This is a genomic window from Salinimicrobium oceani (assembly GCF_012037645.1).
The window spans coordinates 269,199-289,877 of sequence record NZ_JAAVJR010000003.1 but is presented as its reverse complement, the minus strand read 5'-3'; the positions used below and the strand labels follow the sequence as shown (position 1 = coordinate 289,877).

Annotated in this window: 17 protein-coding genes; all 17 read left to right on the top strand. The window is 39.1% G+C overall.

Features of this window, described 5'->3' with window-relative positions; translation table 11 throughout:
• The first annotated feature begins 1 nt into the window (after window position 1).
• The 17 genes from HC175_RS07090 to HC175_RS07015 all read left to right on the top strand — a co-directional run bounded on the left by HC175_RS07090 (window position 2) and on the right by HC175_RS07015 (window position 20,441).
• Window positions 2-1,252, top strand: a complete 1,251-nt coding sequence (locus HC175_RS07090) for a TolC family protein (RefSeq protein WP_168137793.1) — start codon at window positions 2-4, stop codon at window positions 1,250-1,252.
• Between the two features lies 1 nt (window position 1,253).
• The gene (locus HC175_RS07085) at window positions 1,254-2,996 is read left to right on the top strand and encodes an efflux RND transporter periplasmic adaptor subunit (RefSeq protein WP_168137792.1); all 1,743 of its coding nucleotides are present in this window, start codon (window positions 1,254-1,256) and stop codon (window positions 2,994-2,996) included.
• Between the two features lie 462 nt (window positions 2,997-3,458).
• On the top strand, window positions 3,459-5,831 hold the full coding sequence (locus HC175_RS07080) for a multicopper oxidase domain-containing protein (protein WP_168137791.1): 2,373 nt from the start codon (window positions 3,459-3,461) through the stop codon (window positions 5,829-5,831).
• 42 nt (window positions 5,832-5,873) lie between these two features.
• Window positions 5,874-6,494 carry a DUF3347 domain-containing protein gene (locus HC175_RS07075; RefSeq protein WP_168137790.1) on the top strand — a complete coding sequence of 207 codons (621 nt, stop codon included), beginning with the start codon at window positions 5,874-5,876 and terminating at the stop codon, window positions 6,492-6,494.
• Window positions 6,495-6,498: 4 nt separating this feature from the next.
• Window positions 6,499-6,954, top strand: a complete 456-nt coding sequence (locus HC175_RS07070) for a heme-binding domain-containing protein (protein ID WP_168137789.1) — start codon at window positions 6,499-6,501, stop codon at window positions 6,952-6,954.
• Between the two features lie 201 nt (window positions 6,955-7,155).
• Window positions 7,156-7,944: a DUF6503 family protein gene (locus HC175_RS07065; protein WP_235942546.1), complete on the top strand. Its 789-nt coding sequence runs from the start codon at window positions 7,156-7,158 to the stop codon at window positions 7,942-7,944.
• Window positions 7,945-7,962: 18 nt separating this feature from the next.
• Window positions 7,963-8,535 carry a DUF2911 domain-containing protein gene (locus tag HC175_RS07060; protein ID WP_168137788.1) on the top strand — a complete coding sequence of 191 codons (573 nt, stop codon included), beginning with the start codon at window positions 7,963-7,965 and terminating at the stop codon, window positions 8,533-8,535.
• A 178-nt stretch (window positions 8,536-8,713) separates the two neighbouring features.
• Window positions 8,714-9,214, top strand: coding sequence for a helix-turn-helix domain-containing protein (locus tag HC175_RS07055; RefSeq protein WP_235942545.1), 501 nt, complete (start codon window positions 8,714-8,716; stop codon window positions 9,212-9,214).
• A 72-nt stretch (window positions 9,215-9,286) separates the two neighbouring features.
• On the top strand, window positions 9,287-9,661 hold the full coding sequence (locus tag HC175_RS07050) for a four-helix bundle copper-binding protein (RefSeq protein ID WP_209309945.1): 375 nt from the start codon (window positions 9,287-9,289) through the stop codon (window positions 9,659-9,661).
• A gap of 284 nt (window positions 9,662-9,945) precedes the next feature.
• On the top strand, window positions 9,946-10,071 hold the full coding sequence (locus HC175_RS24610) for a hypothetical protein (protein ID WP_262887222.1): 126 nt from the start codon (window positions 9,946-9,948) through the stop codon (window positions 10,069-10,071).
• A gap of 52 nt (window positions 10,072-10,123) precedes the next feature.
• Window positions 10,124-10,651, top strand: coding sequence for a PRC-barrel domain-containing protein (locus tag HC175_RS07045; protein ID WP_168137785.1), 528 nt, complete (start codon window positions 10,124-10,126; stop codon window positions 10,649-10,651).
• Between the two features lie 120 nt (window positions 10,652-10,771).
• Window positions 10,772-12,094: an APC family permease gene (locus HC175_RS07040; protein WP_168137784.1), complete on the top strand. Its 1,323-nt coding sequence runs from the start codon at window positions 10,772-10,774 to the stop codon at window positions 12,092-12,094.
• Window positions 12,095-12,154: 60 nt separating this feature from the next.
• The gene (locus HC175_RS07035) at window positions 12,155-15,355 is read left to right on the top strand and encodes a heavy metal translocating P-type ATPase (RefSeq protein ID WP_168137783.1); all 3,201 of its coding nucleotides are present in this window, start codon (window positions 12,155-12,157) and stop codon (window positions 15,353-15,355) included.
• Between the two features lie 378 nt (window positions 15,356-15,733).
• On the top strand, window positions 15,734-16,702 hold the full coding sequence (locus tag HC175_RS07030) for a hypothetical protein (RefSeq protein WP_168137782.1): 969 nt from the start codon (window positions 15,734-15,736) through the stop codon (window positions 16,700-16,702).
• 81 nt (window positions 16,703-16,783) lie between these two features.
• Window positions 16,784-18,460: a glutamine--tRNA ligase/YqeY domain fusion protein gene (locus HC175_RS07025; protein WP_168137781.1), complete on the top strand. Its 1,677-nt coding sequence runs from the start codon at window positions 16,784-16,786 to the stop codon at window positions 18,458-18,460.
• A gap of 242 nt (window positions 18,461-18,702) precedes the next feature.
• A complete protein-coding gene (locus HC175_RS07020) occupies window positions 18,703-19,632 on the top strand; it encodes a manganese catalase family protein (RefSeq protein ID WP_168137780.1) in 930 nt (309 codons plus the stop codon).
• Between the two features lie 50 nt (window positions 19,633-19,682).
• Entirely contained in the window at window positions 19,683-20,441 is a 759-nt protein-coding gene (locus HC175_RS07015; RefSeq protein ID WP_168137779.1) for a DsbA family protein, read from the top strand.
• The last annotated feature ends 238 nt before the right edge of the window (window positions 20,442-20,679 follow it).

Genomic DNA, 20,679 nt, shown 5'->3' with positions numbered 1-20,679 from the left:
AATGGAAAAATCAATAAAATATAAAATCGTCTTTTTGTTTGCGCTGATCTTCGGAATTTACAATAACCAGGCAAAGGCACAAACACTGGATAATTATTTGCAAATGGCTGCAGAAAATAATCCGAGACTATTGTCAGCTTATGCCGAGTTTGAAGCCGCCATGCAAAGGGCGCCGCAGGTAGCAAGTTTACCCGACCCTACTTTGACCATGAGTGCCTTCGGAAGAATGATTGAAACCAGGGTAGGGGCACAGGAAGCTCGGTTTTCACTGATGCAGATGTTTCCATGGTTTGGGACACTTAAAGCGAAAGAAGATGCTGCCACCTTGATGGCAGAGGCTTCTTTTCAAAATTATCTAAATCTCCGTAATGAAGTTTTCCTTGATATAAAATCTGTTTACGCTGAGATATATGCCTTGGAAAAAACTATTGAGCTAAAAGAAGAAAATCTGGAAATTTTAAATTCCTATCGGGAACTCGCTTTAAGCGGTTTCAGAAGTGGGAATTCCCCGATGGTCAATGTTGTAAAAGTAGATATCCAAAGGGATGCTGCCATTACAGAGATCGAGCTGCTGCAGGACCAGAGAAAGCCACTTCAAACCCGGTTTAACCTGATGCTTGAAAGGGAACCACTGGAGGTAATTGTGGTACAGGACACACTGACTTTTCAAAAATTTGAGGCTATTGTTGATACCGATGATTTTTTTGAAAATCATCCTACCGTTAATGCTCTGGAAAAACAACGGCTTGCTTACGAAATTCAGGAGACGGTGGCTCAAAAAGAAGGTTTGCCCATGGTAGGATTGGGAGTGGATTACTCCATTATTTCCAAACGTACAGATGCCAATCCTGAAATGAACGGGCAGGATGCTATCATGCCTATGGTTTCGGTAACCCTGCCAATTTTCAGAAAAAAAATAAAAGCTGCCAGAAAGGAAGCGGAATTTATGGGAGCAAGTATTATACAACAACAGGAAGCTCAAAAAAATGAATTATGGAACAGCTATGAAATGGCCCTCTATGAATTGGACCGTGCAGTAAAACTTTTGAGTCTATATGAACGGCAACTGGAAAGTTCAAATCAGGCGAACAGGTTGTTGGTTTCCGGGTTTAGTAATTCTATCATAGATTTTGATGAGATACTGCAAATGAACCAGGATATTTTGATGTATGAGATTCAAAAAATTGAAGCTTTAAAGAACGGTTTTAGTGCCGAAGCAAGACTGGAATATTTATTTTCAAAAACAGAATAAAATGAACTCAAAATATAAAAATATAATAAAAATTGTAGGAATCCTTGTTCTCGGATTCCTTATAGGTTGGCTGATTTTTGGTGGCGATAATGCAGCCCGATTAGTTGATGACGAGCACGCCCATTCCGAAGCTGGGGACAACCAGATATGGACTTGCTCCATGCACCCTCAAATTCGCCAAAATGAACCCGGGGATTGTCCTATTTGCGGTATGGATCTTATTCCGCTGGAAACAACCGGAGCAGGCGATGATTTGGGGAGCTATGAAATGAGCGAAAATGCCATGAAACTCGCCAATGTCCAGACGATGGTTGTAGGACAGGGAGATGCGTCCCGCGAAATAAGGCTAAATGGAAAAGTACAGGTAGACGAAAGAAATTCTTATTCCCAATCTACCCATATTCCAGGCAGGATTGAGCAACTTTCCATCAACTTTACAGGAGAAAGTGTAAACCGGGGACAAACGCTGGCAACTGTTTATTCACCTGAACTTGTTACTGCGCAGGAAGAACTTTTGCAGGCAGCAAGCATAAGGGAGAGTCAGCCGGAATTATTTGAAGCCGCCAAACAAAAACTGAGAAACTGGAAAATAGGGGAAGCACAAATTGAGCAGATCCTGAGTGGTGGTAATGCACTGGAACGTTTCTCCATAAGAGCCGATGTAAATGGAATTGTGACTGAAAAAATGGTGGACCTGGGAGATTATGTAGAGCGGGGAATGCCAATTTACGAGATTTCAGATTTGTCTAAAGTGTGGGTGTTATTTGATCTTTATGAAGGACAGCTTGCGGGAGTAAAAGAAGGAAATGAGATAGAGTTTACCATCAATTCCTTTCCCGGGGAAACATTTGAAGGTACCATTAGTTTTGTAGATCCCCTGCTTAATTCCCAAACCCGCGTAGCTACTGCCCGTGTTGAAGTTAATAATGAAGAGGGCAGGCTTAAACCCGGAATGTTCGCATCGGGAATAGTAACAAACACTTCTTTTGGAAGACCAGATATCCAGGAACTGGTAATACCAAAATCGGCAGTGTTATGGACCGGGAAACGATCTATTGTTTATGTAAAAGCAAAAGATGTTGAAAATGGAGGAGCAAACTTCCAACTTCGTGAAATCACTTTAGGCCCTTCCCTGGGAAATTCCTTTATAGTAGAAAAAGGGTTGGAGCCGGGAGAAGAAATTGTCTCCAATGGAGCCTTTACGGTTGATGCAGCAGTTCAATTGTCGGGCAGGCCAAGTATGATGAACCCTTCTTTGGAAGAAGAAAATAGTCCCAATACCCTTACGGTTACTGTTCAGGAAGAGGCAGAGAAGGAGCTTACAAAGGTTACAAATGCGTATTTAAGTTTGAAAGAGGCTTTGGTAAAAGATGATTCCCAGTTGGCGAAAGTAAATGCCACTGCTTTGGAAGAAGTTATCAAAAATGTCCAAACCTCCACTTTAGACAAAGATGCTAAAACTGTGTGGGATAGTTATAGAAAAGAACTTGGTATAGCCGCAAGGAACATTTCTTCCGGGGAAGATATTTCTGAAATGCGTAACGCGTTTATCGGTCTATCTAAAACCATTATAGGATTGGTAAAAACCTTTCAGCTTTCAAATGAAACGATGTATGTGTTGCATTGCCCAATGGCAAATAATGACAGGGGAGCCGATTGGCTGAGCCAATCTTCTGAAGTTGAAAACCCGTATTACGGTGCCTCAATGCTGCGATGTGGAGAAGTTAGTGAAACAATAAATTAATAGTCAACATTTTAAATGAAAGTAATACCAGATAGCTATTGTTTAAAAATCTAAAAGAATACTCCTTTACTACCTGGGTAATGAAAGATTATGATGTGGTAATTTGATAAAAAATAGTTAACTAAAGTCCTGCAGGAATGGGTTGGAGCTCCCTACAAATTCTCCAACCCATTGGCAGGCACAAAACAACAATAGATTAGCTCAAAAATTGAAAAATTTATGAAAGGGGATAGGAAGTTCAGGAGGGAACAAAAGAAAAAAAGAAAATCTGAGGGTTCCAAAGTAACTAAAAAAGATAAGTTATATGCTTTTCTCATTATTTCAGGTCTTTTTCTGGCAGCAGTATTTATCTCTTTATGGCTTGCGCTTGCATAGTGGTCAACTAGCTTAAAAAAATTTTTAAACAGGTGGAAAGGGTTAATGACAAAGATTAAAAGTAGTATTTTAGAAAAAACGAAAGCTATGAAGAATTTTTATGTTTTAATTGGATTTATAGGAATTACATGGGGAATGTATCCCCAGCAGCAACAACAACAATCTGTTGAAGGAAATGTTAATAATCTACCGGTAAGGGAATACAACATTACCATAGATCAGGAGGAAGTGAAAATAGGGGGAAAGGAGAAAATGGGGATGACCATTAACGGCAGTATTCCCGGCCCTACCTTAAGGTTTACACAAGGGGAGTATGCTGTAATTCACGTTAAAAATGAAATGGATGTAGAAACCTCAGTGCATTGGCACGGCCTGTTACTTCCCAATTTTTTTGACGGTGTTCCCTATCTCACAACTCCTCCTATAGAACCGGGAGAAACTTTTACGTATGAATTTTCTTTAAAGCAAGCAGGAACTTACTGGTACCATTCCCACACCGCACTACAGGAACAAAATGGAGTATATGGTTCAATTGTAATTGAAGACCCTGAGGAGGATCTTGATTACGACTCAGACCTGGTCCTGGTCCTGGCAGACTGGACTTTCGAAAAACCAAAAAATGTTTTAAAAACATTAAAACGAGGCAATGAGTGGTATGGGATAAAGAAAAATACTGTTACTCCTCTTAACAGGGTGATCGCACGGGGAGCTTTGGGGGCTCAGCTGAATTTTTGGAAACAGCGAATGGAAGGAATGGATGTTTCAGATGTGTATTATCCTGCTTTCATTACTAACGGAGCCGAGAGCCGGGAATATCCTGAATTTAAACCGGGGGAAAGAGTAAGATTAAGATTCATTAATGCAGCTGCCTCCACTCAGTTTTGGCTGACTTTTGGTGGAGAAGACGATCCTATACTTGTTGCTGCAGACGGGCTTGATGTGGTGCCAGTACAAAAAAACAACACGTTTATTGCCGTAGCTGAAACCTATGACTTTATTGTTACCATTCCCGAGAGCGGAAAACTGGAAGTTAGGGCTAGTGCACAGGACGGTACCGGCCAAACCTCGGCATTTCTTGGTCAGGGGCAAGTTTTAACTGCACCCAGTGTGCCCAAACCAGATTTAATTGGGATGATGAAACAAATGGCTGCCATGGATATGAGAATGGGAGCCCCTGCAATGAAATTCAATCCAGATAAAGAAACACCGTACGAAACGGCAGAAAAATACGGTATGCAGATGAACGGAATGGAAGGTATGGAACACGGTAAAATGGAGATGGATCACGAAGAAATGAACCAAAATGTTCATGAGATGGATGAAATGAAAAAATCCACCGACACAATGATGATGGATCATGGAAATATGGATGGGAAAGAGATGATAAAAGCCGGTATGGTTGAAAAAGGTAAAGTAGAAATGGATCACGAAATGGGCATGCAAGGTGGCATGTTTTCAGAATATAACTATGATTACCTGAAAGCTCCTGTAGAAACAGATTTTTCTGAAGATAAACCAGTTAAGGAGATCCTCCTGAATTTAACCGGTAATATGGAACGTTATATTTGGAGTTTAAACGGTGTCCCTTTGTCTGAAGGTGATAAAATAAGAATAAAACAGGGAGAGGTAACCCGTATAACCCTCAACAACCTTACAATGATGCACCATCCCATGCATTTACATGGGCATTTTTTCAGGGTCATAAATGAACACGGGGAATATTCCCCGTTAAAACATACGGTGAATGTGGCACCTATGCAAAAAGTAGTGATTGAATTTGATGCCAATGAATATGGAGACTGGTTCTTTCATTGTCATATTCTGTACCATTTGGATTCTGGTATGGCACGTATTTTTAGCTATGACACCCCCAGGGATGAGCGCCTGGAAGATCATCCCCTCAAGATTCTAACCAATACGAGCAATCACTACTTTACCTGGGGCATTGCCGATGTGGCCTCACATATGACCGGACTTACTGTGGTATCCTCGAACATAAGGAACCAGTTCACCCTAACCGGGGAATATGGCTGGAACCAAAACATGGAGGCAGAATTTACGTATGAACGCTATTTAAACGACTGGTTTCGGGTTTTTGGTGGGATAAATGTGGAAAACGAAGGTGCCAATAGCCTGGATGAAATTGCTACAACCGCCATAGCAGGGATACGATATTTTACCCCCTACATGTTCAATTTTGATGTGCGCCTGGACAACAAACTGAGGCCTCAATTGAGTCTGAGCAGGGAAATTCTAGTCTTCCGCAGGATCGCAGTCTTTGCAGAATATGAATTCCAGGCCGACTTTGGATGGGTGAATGATCTTTCTGAAGGAGAAAACTTTGAAAAAGAAGAAGTCCTCACCGTGGGTGCCGAATATTTCCTGGCAAAAAACTTTTCCATCATGGGAAGCTATGACAACCGGTTTGGTGCCGGGGGTGGACTTAGCATAAGATTTTAGTGAAAATAAGTAGTAATTAATAACAGTTAAAAACAATTAAAAATGAAGAATCTAAAAGTAAACTTAGGAATTGCAATGTTAGTATTTACAAGTTTTACAGCAGTATCCTGTAAAAATCAGAATGAAGAAGATAATGTAGATCATTCAGAAATGAACCATGATAATATGAACGGGAGTTCAGATATGATGGAAGAAAGATCACAAACTTCAGAAGATATGTCTGGCAGTGAAAATCAGGATTCACAAACCGCACGTATTGTTAGTGACTATTTGGAATTAAAGGATGCGCTTGTAGCCGATAATACCGAAGATGCAGCAAAAGCCGGTGAAGACCTGGTAACATCTTTTGAAGGCTTTGATATGAGTGAATATGAAGAAGGGCAGCAACAAGAATTGACGGAAATTATTGAAGATGCCAAAGAACATGCCGAACATATTACTATGAGCGATATGGCCCATCAAAGGGAGCATTTTGATATTTTGAGTGTTGACATGGTAGATTTATTGGAAATAACAGGTTCTCCCGGGACACTTTACCAACAGTTTTGCCCCATGTATAATGACAACAAAGGTGCAATCTGGTTGAGTACCAGTGAAGAAATAAGAAACCCTTATTTTGGGCAAAGTATGCTTACCTGTGGAAAGGTCCAGAAAGAAATTTAATAAAATGAAATTTCTCAAGATCATCGGCTTGGCTTTATTGATTGCGTTTGTGGGAATACAGTTTATTCCCACTAAACTCAATCAGGATGATTATATACCTAAATCAGATTTTACGGTAATTTACGAGGTGCCGGAAAACATTAATAAAATCCTGCAAACCTCCTGTTATGACTGCCATAGCAACAACACCAATTATCCCTGGTATAATAAGATCCAGCCGTTTACCTGGTATTTGAATGATCATATTGAGGAAGGTAAAGAAGAATTGAATTTTAGTGAATTTGGTGAGTATTCCTCCCGGCGGCAAAGCAGCAAATTACGCTCAATAAGCAGCCAGGTGGAAGATGGAGAAATGCCACTTTCTTCCTATACCCTGGTCCATTGGGATGCGAAACTCTCGGATAAGGAGAAGAAAAAATTCATTGCCTGGATGGATTCTTTGGCCAAGGAAGTAAGGTGAAAGAAAATTACCCCTCAGCCCTGTGCCTGGAAAATTGTTTGTTTAATTGGTTAGTTGATATTTCAGGTGCAGGGTTTTTATAAAGACTTTTCAGCAACAAATAAAAATTATAATTATTGCTCAAAAAAAACAGCGCTAAAATTAAGAAAAGCCCATCGTTATCTAGTGATATTTATTAGGATCCAACTTAAATACTTTAAAATGGGAGAAATTAAAATGAAGACCTTGTGTCACAAAAATAAAGTCATAACTGCAATACTGGTTTCAGTACTATCGCTCTCTTGTGGCACTTCCGAAGAGAAATCAGAAGGCGAGAAAGTTATAGAGAAAAGTATAGAGGCCTCGGGAGGCAGGAACTATGAAAGTGCTGAAATCGATTTCACTTTTAGGAACAGGAGATATAAGAGCAAACGCAATGGGGACATCTTCCGGTTAGAGCGTATTGTAAAGGATTCCACCGGTAATACCACACATGATGTTCTGGACAATGAGGGTCTGAAACGTTTTGTAAACAGTAAAGCTGTCACTGTTCCAGATTCCATGGTTACCCGGATAAGTGATGGGGTAAACTCGGTCCACTATTTTGTCCAGGTGCCTTTTGTGCTTAATTCTCCTGCGGCCAACAAAGAACTGTTGGGGGAAGATGAGGTGGAAGGGGATACCTATTACGAAGTTAAAGTCACCTTTCGAAAGGAAGGTGGAGGGACAGATTTTGAGGATGAATTCTTATACTGGATCCACAAGGAAAATTTCACGGTAGATTATTTAGCCTACAGGTTTTTCACCAATGACGGGGGGATAAGGTTCAGGAAAGCTGTAAATCCAAGATTAGTAGAAGGAATAAGGTTTGTAGATTACCAAAACTACAAAACCGACGACCTTTCCACACCGTTACGTGATTTGGACTCCCTATATGAAGCAGGAAAGCTAGAATTTTTCTCTGATATCCAAACTGAAAATGTTAGCGTAAGCATTAATAAAAACAATTAATTAAACACACAATTTTCCATGAAAACCACAGAATACATTTTTTACGTGCTACTCGTGTTATTATCCACAAGTGGAATGCAGGCGCAACATGAAAACCACCAGGCCGAAAAGGTGACAACACAAAACAAAGAGGTATTAAGTCCGCATACCAGTACGATGGCCATAATTGATGGGGCTCATATTCATATAGATTATTCTTCACCACGCGTGCGTGACAGGGTAATTTTTGGTGGACTAGTAGGCTTCAACACTGTTTGGCAGGCCGGAGCTCACAAAGCCACGTGGATAGAAACCAATAAGGATTTGGTAATTGGTGATAAAATATTGCCTGCCGGAAAGTATGCTTTTTTTACAGTTCCCGGAAAAGAAAATTGGAAAGTCATGTTCAATTCCCGCTGGGATCAGCATGGAAAGGATGAATATGATGAGAGCGAGAACGTACTTAGTATGGATGTCACACCTGAAGAATTGGCGGAAACACAGGAAGCACTAGAGTATGATGTGAAAAAAGAAGGTGAGGATCAAGGAACTATATCTTTATCCTGGGAAAATGCCAAAATTACCATTCCATTCAGAGTTTTAATTGAGTAAGAGCTTAAAACAGGTATGAAGCTTTTGTTTTAACAATGGCAACTTTACCCTAAAACCGTTCCTGTAGTATGGAGTGGAATTAAGTTCAATAGTAATAGAAATTACAAATATGGAAGAAAAAGTACTTTATATAAAAAACGTGGTTTGTCAACGGTGCAAGAGTAGTGTCAGGGAAATATTGGAAGGATTAAAAATTCCGTATCAGGAAGTATCCTTAGGGCAGGCGGTATTGGAAAGACCTCTTAATTTAAAGGAATTGTCTGCCATTCAGAAAGAATTCCTTAGAGTTGGTTTTGAGGTTCTTTTCGATAAAAATGAGCGGCTGGTGAACAGGACAAAATCAATTATTATAGCACGTATTTATAAAGAGGAAAACTATGGCAGCGGAAAATTATCCAAAGTTTTACGGGACACTTTATTGTGTGATTATAGCCATCTTACTCGGATTTTTACAGCTATAGAAGGTAAGACTATACAAGACTTTCAGAATCAAATAAAAATAGAACGTACAAAAGAGTTGCTTGAATATAATGAACTAAATATTTCAGAAATTGCCAGGGAAACGGGTTACAGCAGTGCAACTTATTTGTCTACCCAGTTTAAAAAAATAACCGGTTTAAGTCCTACAGATTACAGGCATAAAAGGTGCAAAAGGGATATAGATCTGGATACTATATGAAATGCTAAAATTTTCATAATTCATTAAAAATGAACGTTTTTCCCATAATTTTTATGGAATATATCTGCTCTTATGGCTAATTTAGGAGTAAATCATAAAATAAATATTATGGAAACAGGAAAAACAAACAAGGATTTACTTCAAATTCTTGCCGAATGTGCAACAGAATGTGATACGTGTTTTGACGCTTCACTTGACAATGAAAAAACCGATGCTCTTGCACGTGTCGTGAGATTATGCCGGGATTGCGCTAAAATTTGTTATGCGACACTCAGTTTTGTCGCGTCGAATTCATCTCACGCCAAACATCTTGCTAAAGCATGTGCCGACATTTGTGATGAATGTGCAGAGGTATGTGGAAATCATACAAATCATGAGCAGGAATGCCTGCCGTGCATGAAAATCTGCCAGAAGTGTGCAGAAGCCTGTAGAGAGTTTGCGGCTTAATCAAAAGCAATGCTGTAAAAATTAAAAAGTCCGGCATTCCGGGCTTTTTGTAGTTTATACTGATAAGTTTATTGAAAATTTTTTCTGAAGAATTATATGTCTGAATATAAAAAGAATAGCCTTTCCCTTACAGGCGCGGTGGCAATGGGAACAGGTGTAATGATTGGAATTTGAAATATTAAAATTTTCATCATTCATTAAAAATGAATGATTTTCCTATAATTTTTATGGTATTTATTTTCTCTTATGGCTAATTTAGGAGAGAAGCATTGAACCTTAATATTATGGAAACAGGAAAGACCAACAAGGATTTACTTAAAATTCTTGTAGGGTGTGCAACAGAATGTGATATATGTTTTGACGCTTCGCTTGATAACGAAAAAACCGGTACTCTGGTGCGGGTAGTGTAGAGGGGGGCTAGTTAAATCAAAATAAATTTAAATTATGACGAGACACAGAATAATGATACAGAAGTGGAAGTATGATGAGGTTGGTCAGGATATAAAAAGAAGTACCTCAAGAGATCCTAATGAAATTTCTGCACCACTTGAGCATTTGGAAGAGCTTAAGAACAGTGACTACAAAATTGATGATCATTTTTCCCAGATTTATGGATGGCAGGTAGTTGATACTACTGGAGCAAGAGTGGGAAAGATGAAGGATTTTTTGTTCGACAAAACTCAGAAAAGAATAAGATACCTTGTTGTGGGTTTAGAGATAAATGTAAAAGAGGATAAGGATGTCTTAATTCCCATAGGAAGAGCAGAACTAAATCAACAGGAACAAAAAATTGTTGTTCAGGAACAAGTAAGTTTTGAAAAACTAAAAACATTACCCACTTATAAAAACGTAAAAAGTCTCGCTATTGAAGATGAAAAGGAGACTCTTCTAATTTTTTCCTCAAAACAAAAGGAAGAAACCAGTTATACGCAAGGGAATTTTTACAACCAGCAGGATTTCAATGAAACCACTTTTTTTGGTTCTGATTAAGAATAAGGAAGTTCAGGTACAGCTTAGAATGGAATTCAGCTAATAAATGAAAGCCGGGAATTTTCTGCTTTTTGAAATTAACACTAATAGTTTAATTGATGATTTTTTCTAAAAAATTATATGTCTAAATATAAAAAGAACAGCCTTTCCCTTACCGGTGCGGTGGCAATGGGTACAGGTGTAATGATTGGTGCAGGGATTTTTGCGCTCCTTGGGCAGGTAGCTGAACTCTCCGGAGAATATTTTGCCTATGCTTTTATTCTGGGAGGAATTATTTCTGGTTTTAGCGCCTACTCTTATATCAAAATGTCTAACGCTTATCCTTCAGCAGGAGGGATAGCTATGTACTTGCAAAAGGCTTATGGCAAAGGAACTATTACAGCTGCGGCATCTTTGCTAATGGCCTTTTCTATGATTATTAATGAAAGTCTGGTAGCCAGGACCTTTGGAAGTTACACCTTGCAGCTATTTGATGCTGGTGAAAGAAGCTTCTGGGTTCCAGCCTTAGGGGTAGGATTACTTATAATAGCCTTTGTTGTAAATATTCTTGGTAATAAAGCGATAGGAAAAATCTCCCTTTATATGGCAGCTTTAAAAATTGGAGGTTTAATTATTTTTGCAGCTGGAGCTCTATGGGCTTCTGGGGTGGATCTGGATGCGGCTGTTCCTTCTGAAGATCCAAAGAACAGCATTGTTGATTATGTTGCTGCACTTGCCTTATCTATTTTGGCATATAAAGGTTTTACTACTATAACCAATAGCGGGAGTGAAATTGAAAAGCCTCACAAAAACGTTAGTCGGGCTATAGTAATTTCTTTATCAATTTGTGTGGTAATCTATTTTTTAGTAGCTCTGGCTGTAGGATCTAATCTTTCTATTCCTCAAATAATAGAAGCAAAAGATTACTCTCTTGCGGAAGCTGCCCGGCCCCTGTTCGGGGATTTTGGTTTGATCTTTACCGTTGGGATTGCTATTATAGCAACGGTTTCCGGGGTGATAGCAAGTATTTTTGCAGTTTCCCGAATGACAGGAATGCTTACAGATATGCATTTAATCCCCCATAGCCATCTTGGAATGTCTGGAACTATCCAAAGGCATATGTTGGTATATATAGTAGTAATTGCAATTATCTTGACCATATTCTTTGACCTAAGCCGAATTGCTTCTTTGGGTGCTATTTTTTACCTGGTCATGGATATAATCGTTCATGTGGGGGTGTTGAGATACTTGAGAAGGGAAGTAAAAGCAAAATCATCCATTTTGATTACAGCAATTATTCTTGATGTTGTTGTACTTCTTGCCTTCCTGGTTGTAAAATCTCAAACTGACGTATTTATAATTTATGTCGCGGTTCCTTCTATTATTCTAATTTTTCTTGCTGAATTTTTCTTTCTGAAAAACAAGTTTGATGAAGGGGAAGCTGATATGCATTCTCATGAGTAAATACAAATTCTACTTTAACAGTATGGTAGGGTAAATTATTTTAATTAAATACATTATTCAATGACTCATAAATATAAAATAACAGGAATGACCTGCAACGGCTGCCGAAGTCATGTAGAAAAAAATTTAAAGGAAGTAGAGGGAGTCACAAAAGTTTCGGTAAATCTACAAAAAGCTGAAGCTACTATAGAAATGGAACACCATATTAAATTTGGTGAATTTCAGGAGGCTTTGAAAGGATCAAAATATACTATTGCCCCGGCGCCAGAGGAGCCTGGGCTGGAAAAAATGATGAAACATTCTTATACAATATCGGGAATGACATCCAATGGTTGCCGAAGTACGGTGGAGAAAGCTTTGCAGGGAGTTGAAGGTGTCTCTAATGTTGAAGTAAACCTTAAGGATGAACAGGCAGTAATTGAGATGAAGCAGCATGTGCCCGTGGCAAAATTACAACAGGCACTGGAAAAAACGAAAGGAAGCTATTCAATTGCTCTACCTAATGAGGAAGAAGGTGGTTCACACACAAATATGACGCATACCTATGCTGTTCACGGGATGACCTGCAATGGTTGCCGTAGCCATGTCGAAAAAACCTTAAATGAAGTAGAAGGAGTCACAAAGGCCTCGGTAAATCTTGAAAAGGCTGAAGCTACTATAGAAATGGAACGCCATATAGAAATTGCTAAATTCCAGGAGGCTTTAAAAGATTCGAATTACAGAATTTCTCAACCTTCAGAAGGACATAGCAGTGAAAAAAAGATGAAGCACACTTATGCCGTTCATGGAATGACCTGCAGCGGTTGCAGAAGTCATGTGGAAAAAGCTTTGAGCGAAGTAGAAGGGGTCACTAATGCATCGGTAAACCTGGAAAAGGAAGAGGCGGTGATAGAGATGGACAAACATATTCCACTTAAAACTTTTCAGAAAAAACTGGAAGATGATGGTGGAGCTTATTCCATTACTATGCCGGGAGAGAAACCTAATAAACCGTCTAAAAAAGGTACAGAAAAAACGACGGGAGGATCTGGAACCTTTTATTGTCCTATGCACTGTGAGGGGGAAAAAACCTACGACAAACCTGGGGACTGCCCTGTGTGCGGGATGGATCTTGTGGAAGCACCCTCCTCGCAAAAGATGCCTCAGCGATTTACCTGTCCCATGCATCCTGAAATAGTAGAGGATGAAATGGGTTCGTGCCCAATCTGCGGAATGGACCTCGTGCCTATGGAAGGAGGTGTGGAAGAAGATGACAAGACCTACAAGAAACTGCTGCAGAAGTTCTGGATTGCTACTGCCTTCACCATTCCTATTCTAATAATAGCGATGTCTGAAGAAATGTTTTCAGATAATCCCCTGTTGGAGGTAATGGATTGGGAGTACTGGAACTGGGTTCAGTTAGGGCTATCTATTCCTGTTGTTTTTTATTCCACCTGGATGTTTTTTGAACGAGCTTATAGATCTATAAAAACATGGAACTTGAATATGTTTACGCTAATAGGGATAGGTGCAGGGGTAGCCTGGCTTTTTAGTGTGGCAGCTATGCTGTTTCCCGATGTTCTTCCTGCTCAATTTAAAACAGAACTGGGTACTGTCTTTGTCTATTATGAAGTGGCGACTATTATCCTCACCCTTGTGCTGCTGGGGCAGTTGCTGGAAGCACGAGCCCATGGAAAGACAAATTCAGCTATTAAAGAACTTTTAAAACTCGCGCCTAACAAAGCCACCCGTATAGTCGATGGAAAAGAGCAGGTGGTGATGATAGACGATATCAATAAGGGAGATCTGCTTCGGGTAAAACCGGGAGAGAAAATTCCTGTAGACGGAAGTATCAAGGAAGGGGAAAGCAATATTGACGAATCCATGATAACAGGGGAACCTATTCCGGTGGACAAGGAGGTAGGTGATAAAGTAAGCTCTGGAACTATAAATGGAAACAAAACCTTCATTATGGTGGCTGAAAAAGTAGGATCAGAAACCCTCCTTTCTCAAATTATTGAAATGGTAAATGCTGCGAGCAGGTCCCGGGCACCAATTCAAAAACTCGCTGACAGGATTTCAGGTTATTTTGTACCGGTGGTAGTGGCAGTGTCTGTTTTAACCTTTATTATCTGGGCAATTTTTGGTCCTGAACCTTCATACGTTTTTGCGCTGGTTAATGCCATTGCAGTATTGATCATTGCCTGTCCCTGTGCCCTAGGCCTGGCTACACCAATGTCTATCATGGTAGGAGTGGGGAAAGGTGCACAATCGGGGGTTCTTATTAAAAATGCCGAATCACTCGAAAGGTTCAATAAGGTTGATGTGGTAATAATAGATAAGACAGGAACTGTCACTGAAGGAAAACCTTCGGTAGAAAAGGTAATTTCTGCATCATCCAAATTTTCCGAAAAAGATATCCTTCAGAAGATAGCCTCGGTTAATAGCAGTAGCGAACATCCTTTGGCTGAGGCAACTGTGCGTTACGGTGAAGAAAAGGAAATAGAAATAAAATCAGTTTCTAATTTTAATGCGGTTACAGGAAAAGGGGTTACCGCAGAATTAAACGGGAAGAAAATAGCTTTAGGAAATGATAGATTAATGGAGCAGGAAAACGCTCAAATTTCTGAAGAACTTCGTGAACAGGTAAAAGCAGAACAACAATTAGGAAAAACCGTTTCTTATATAGCAGAAGAAAACGGCATTATCGGATTTGTAGTCATATCAGATAAGATCAAAGCTTCAAGTAAAGAGGCGATCAAAGAGCTTCATGATCTGGGGATGGAAGTTTTTATGTTAACCGGAGACAATGAAGATACAGCCAAAGCTGTTAGTGAAACTTTAAATCTGGACGGTTTTAAAGCACAAATGCTTCCGGAGGACAAATTGAAAGAAGTAGAGCGCTTACAGATGGAAGGTAAAAAAGTCGCTATGGCAGGCGACGGAATAAATGATGCTCCTGCTTTAGCTCAGGCTGATATTGGAATAGCGATGGGTACCGGGACAGATGTTGCTATTGAAAGTGCAGGAATTACTCTAGTGAAAGGGGATTTAAAAGGCATTGCCAAGGCTAAAATTTTGAGTCAAAAGGTTATGAAGAATATTAAGCAAAATCTTTTTTTCGCGCTGATATACAATACCCTGGGTATTCCAATTGCAGCAGGACTGCTGTACCCATTTTTTGGAATCCTGCTTTCACCTATGATTGCCGCTTTGGCTATGAGCCTGAGTTCTGTATCAGTGATAGCAAACGCCCTTCGTTTGAGAGCTGTAAAGCTTTAGGTAATTACAGGAGTTTAAGTAATGATAAAGAATAACTGCTATTAAAATTAAAAAAAATGAATAGCAAGAAAATTTCTTCTTTAAATAACCCATTGAAGAATCTCAGTAAGAACTATGAAATCGAAAAGAGAGAGAACAACAAATAGACGAATATGGTTTTTAATTCTTATTTCTTTGGTTATTGTGGAATTGGGGTGGTGGATCGCAGAAGAAGTCTTCTGCGATCCTAAAGTTCACATTAATTCCAGAGGAGCGAAGGAAGTCACACCAAATAATTCTTTTTTTTGTAGGCTTTCAAGATAAATTTTGTTTTTTATCAATGGATTATATCAAAAGGCAAAACCTTAAGTTTTAATTAAATTATTATAATCAAGTAAAATGTCAGAAACCTTACTAATCCTTGGATTCATTATACTATTATTAGCTATACATGATTTCTTTTACACCACCCTTTCCGCTAGCGGAGGTGGTTTTATTTCTGAAAATGTGGCAATCTTATCTGATAGAATAATTCAGTTTGGTGCCTCGACTTTCGGGAGGAAGGCTTATGATTATCATGGCCTATTTGTTAATCTTATGATACTCTTTGTGTGGCTTCTCCTTATTTGGCTAGGCCTTTTTTTGGTTTATTCTTCAAACCCCGAGGCTATAACCAACAGTAGCGGGAGAGCTGCGTATAACTGGGAACGGCTCTATTTTACCGGGTATGTACTTTCTACTCTGGGAATGGGAAATTTTAAGCCTGTTTCACCTTTTTTTGAAGTAGTTACTAGTTGTTTTTCTTTCTTTGGGTTTATTTTTTTCACCAGCTCAATGACTTACTTCCTTTCTGTTTCATCTGCTGTAGTAAGAAAAAGAACTTTGGCAAAAAGTATAAATAATCTTGGAAACCAACCCGAAATTATTGCAAATAAATTACTCTCCTTAGACTCTTCCTATAGCTATCAGCAAGTTCATACGCTTCAGGAATTAGTGGATCAACATTCTGTGAGCCATCAGGCTTATCCCGTTGTTCATTACTATAGTCGCTCTGAAGAAAAAGATTGTTTTTCTATTAATATTTCGAGGTTAGATGAAGCCTTGTCTATAATAATCAATTCAAATAAAGGAGAAAATTTACAGGAGGAGATTGGTTTGCTTCGCGCCGCCATTTCCAATTTTCTTCAAAACCTGGATAAAAATTTTTCCCGGAGTCTGCCAAACATCGGAAAGCAGTTAAATGAGCAGGATGTACCATCTTATTTGAATGAATTTGATTCTAAAAAGTTGAATGAGAGGAGAAGGATATTAAAAAGCTTACTGAAAAGTGAAGGCTTTAGCTGGAATAATGTGATTGTTGAGGAATAGAGGTAGAAATTTATTTTCAAGCTGCTTTTCTTTTACTTTTAGCAGTTCTTCGGCCTCCTATTCCATAAATTTTTTGCAAACATGAAAAAAGAACCAGAAAATTTTATAGCCAAAATAGTTGAAGAAGATTTAACGGAGGGATATCAAATTGGAGAGCTAAAATTCAGATTTCCGCCGGAACCAAACGGATATCTGCATATAGGACATGCTAAATCCATATTTATAAACTTCAGCCTTGGAAGGAAGTATAATGCTCCAGTTTTTTTACGTTTTGATGATACCAATCCATTACGTGAAGAAAAAGAATTCGTCCTTTCCATTGAAAAAGATATTAAATGGCTCGGATTTCATTGGTCAAAAGAAACTTTTGCATCTGATTACTTCCAGCAGCTTTATGACTGGGCGGTAGAATTGATAAAGAATGGCTATGCTTATGTAGATAGTCAACCTTCTGCTATTATGGCAGAACAAAAAGGAACTCCAACATCACCAGGAATAAATAGTCCATTCAGAACAAGAACTGTTCAGGAAAACCTTGAACTATTCTGTAAAATGAAAAATGGGGAAGTATTAGAGGGAAGTCATGTCTTAAGAGCGAAAATTGATATGGCTGCTGAAAATATGCTAATGAGGGACCCGGTAATGTACCGGATGTTAAAGAAGGACCACCACCGTACAGGTTCTACATGGAAAATTTATCCAATGTATGATTGGGCGCACGGTCAGTGTGATTTCATAGAAAAAATAAGTCACTCTTTTGCCACTCTGGAATTCAACCCTCATAGAGAATTGTACAATTGGTTTTTGGACAAAATTCCAGGGATAGAAGGAGTGAGGAAGCCGAAGCAACGGGAATTCCCCCGGCTAAATTTAAGTCATACTGTATTGAGTAAAAGAAAACTAGCGCAACTCATAGAAAATGGAGTAGTGGCATCCTGGGACGATCCACGGATGCCAACCCTTAGTGGAATGCGGAGGCGGGGTTATACTCCTGCTGCCATTAAAAACTTTATAAAGGAAACCGGTGTTACAAAACGGGAAGGAGTCGCGGAAATTTCTTTACTTGAGTTTTTTGTTAGAGAAGATTTAAACAAAATAGCCCCCAGGGTTATGGCTGTATTAAATCCGGTAAAGTTAGTTATTACAAACTATTTAGTAGGAAAGGAGGAGGATCTTCAAATCCATTCAGGTTCAGATACGGGAGTTCCTTTTCTCAGAGGAACAACACCTTTTTCAAGGGAAATTTATATTGAAGAAAAGGATTTTCAGGAAAATCCTTCCCGTAAGTTTTATGGTTTAGCCCCGGGCCGTGAGGTGAGATTAAAAGGAGGATATATTATAAGGGCAGAAGGAGTAGTTAAAGTTAGTCAGGATAAAATTTTGGAAGTATACTGTACGTACGACCCTTTAAGCCGGAGTGGCAGTGGCACACCTGAATCAAAACGCAAGGTAAAGGGTACTTTACATTGGGTTTCAGTAAAACATGCAGTTCCGGCAGAAGTTAGGTTGTATGAACATCTATTTACTTCCGCTTCACCTAATACAGATAAAGATTTCACTACTTCCATTAATTTTGAATCCCTCCGAGTAATAAATGCCTTTGTTGAACCAGCCGTAAGAGAAGTACAATCAGGAGAGCATTTACAGTTCCTGCGTACTGGCTATTTTGTTCCAGACAAAGAAAGTAGGACGGATAATTTAATTTTTAACCGCACAGTAAACCTTAGAGAAGGTTCCGGTTATCAGGAAAAGAACTGAGAGAAAGAATATAATTTCTACAGATGTGGAAGGCTGGTGGTGAGAATGGTGTAATAGGGAAAAATTAGGATCTTTTGGTGGAGCATCAGAAATCATTCATAGAGGTTGTGAAAAGGATAACATTACTTTAGTGTTTAATTAACGGACATTTTTCTTTGCTCTTTTTATCTTGAATACTGACCCGTCCTTAGTTATCATCCCCCTAGTTATTAAATTTATTAACCCATTAAGACCAATTTATTATGTTTTATCACGTGAAGGAATTACAATTTAACGCCAGAGTTTCAAAACCAGATCCTGCCTTTGCCACTCTTCTTCTAGAACAGTTCGGGGGTGCTAACGGAGAATTAAAAGCTGCTCTTCAATACTTTACTCAGGCCTTTGCCGCTAAGAAGGTACATCCGGACAAGTATGATCTTCTAATGGATATTGCTACAGAGGAATTTAGCCATCTGGAAATTGTAGGAGCAACTATTCAAATGCTATTAAAAGGGGTACATGGAAGTCTTAAAGATGCCGCAGACGAATCGGAAATTATGCCTCTTATGCAAGGAACGGCTTCAAAAGAGGAGTTTATTCACCAGGCAATGGTGAATCCACAGTTTTTTAATCTTTCCGGAGGTGGACCAACTTTAACTGATAGTAATGGAAATCCCTGGACTTCGGCTTACGTAACTGCCAACGGAGATCTAACTGTAGATCTTCGGTCCAATATAGCGGCAGAATCCCGTGCAAAAATAGTATATGAATACCTTTTACAGCACACCAATGATCCTCATGTAAAAGAAACTTTAAGATTTCTTATGACCAGGGAAGTGGCACATTTCCAAATGTTCCAGGCGGCTCTGGAAACCATAGAGCCAAACTTCCCTCCGGGAGTTCTGCAAAGTGATCCACGTTACAGTAACAAATATTTTAATCTTTCAAATGGAGAAGATGTTCGTGGACCATGGAACGAAGGAAAAAGTCCGGAACTGGGAGAAACCTGGGAATATATTTCTGACCCTATTGAACATGTAAAGAGGACCAAGGGGATGGTAGACGGGGAACAGACCTCTTCCAGAACCCAAAAAGAGGTAGATAAAAAAAATAAAGAACTAAGTAAAAAGAAGGTAAAGGAAATTGAAAAAGCTTTACCGGACAAGGGAGAAATGCAGTGGAGCAAGTACTAAATACCAAAAAATGAAAAGCCGGATTTATTCCGGTTTTGGCTAGAAAATATATGGACAAATTTTATCTTGAGTATTATACAGATCCATTGTGTTGTTGGAGTTGGGGATTGGAACCACAAATGCGAAAACTGCGTTACCTGCTTAAGGATCGCTTAAAAATAAGGTATGTTATGGGAGGGCTCCTAAGGGATTGGGAACATTTCTCTGACCACCTGAATAACATTAGCAAACCTTCTCAAATGGGCCCACTCTGGGTTGAAGCCAAACATCTTTCGGGTCAACCTATTGATGAACATATGTGGGTGAAAAATCCTGTGGATACTTCTTATCTTTCTTGTATGGCAGTAAAAGCAGCCGAACAACATTCTTCGATTGCCGGGGAAGCCATGCTCCGGAAACTAAGGGAAGCAGTAATGATCTATAAGAAGAATATAGGTAACATTGATGTGATTATGGACATTGCAGGGGAACTTGAAGAAAAAAACCTGCTAAACAAAAAAAGATTTCGAGACTCCCTATTTTCTGATGACTCTTCCCATCTCTTTCGCCAAAATCTGGAATTGGTTAAGATAAAAGGAATATCAAGATTTCCCACTATATTAATTACCTATAGAGGAAGAACTGTACAAATAACAGGCTATAGACCCTTTTCTGTTCTAATGGCTACTTTTGAACTTTTAGAACCTGCTTTAAATGTAAATCTGGTAGTTAACAGGAAAGAATATATAAATAGCTGGCAGAATTTAACGGATAGGGAACTTCAGGAAATTTCGACCAATCTGGAAAAGAAGGATTGCCTTGTCACCTAATTATTCTGCTGGTCTTCATAGTAAAGAGCATTACCTAAAAGTAAATGTACTAATCTAATTTCTTTATTCCTCAAACCCCGAGTCTATTACCAACAGTAGCGGCAGAATAGCAAATTACTGCGAGCTGCACTTTTTACGGCTTAAATACTTTCAACTTTGGGAAAGGGTAATTTAAGCCTACCTCGCCTTCATTTAAGTTCAACCCACAAGAGTTGGTTGTGCGTAGGGGTATTCTGAA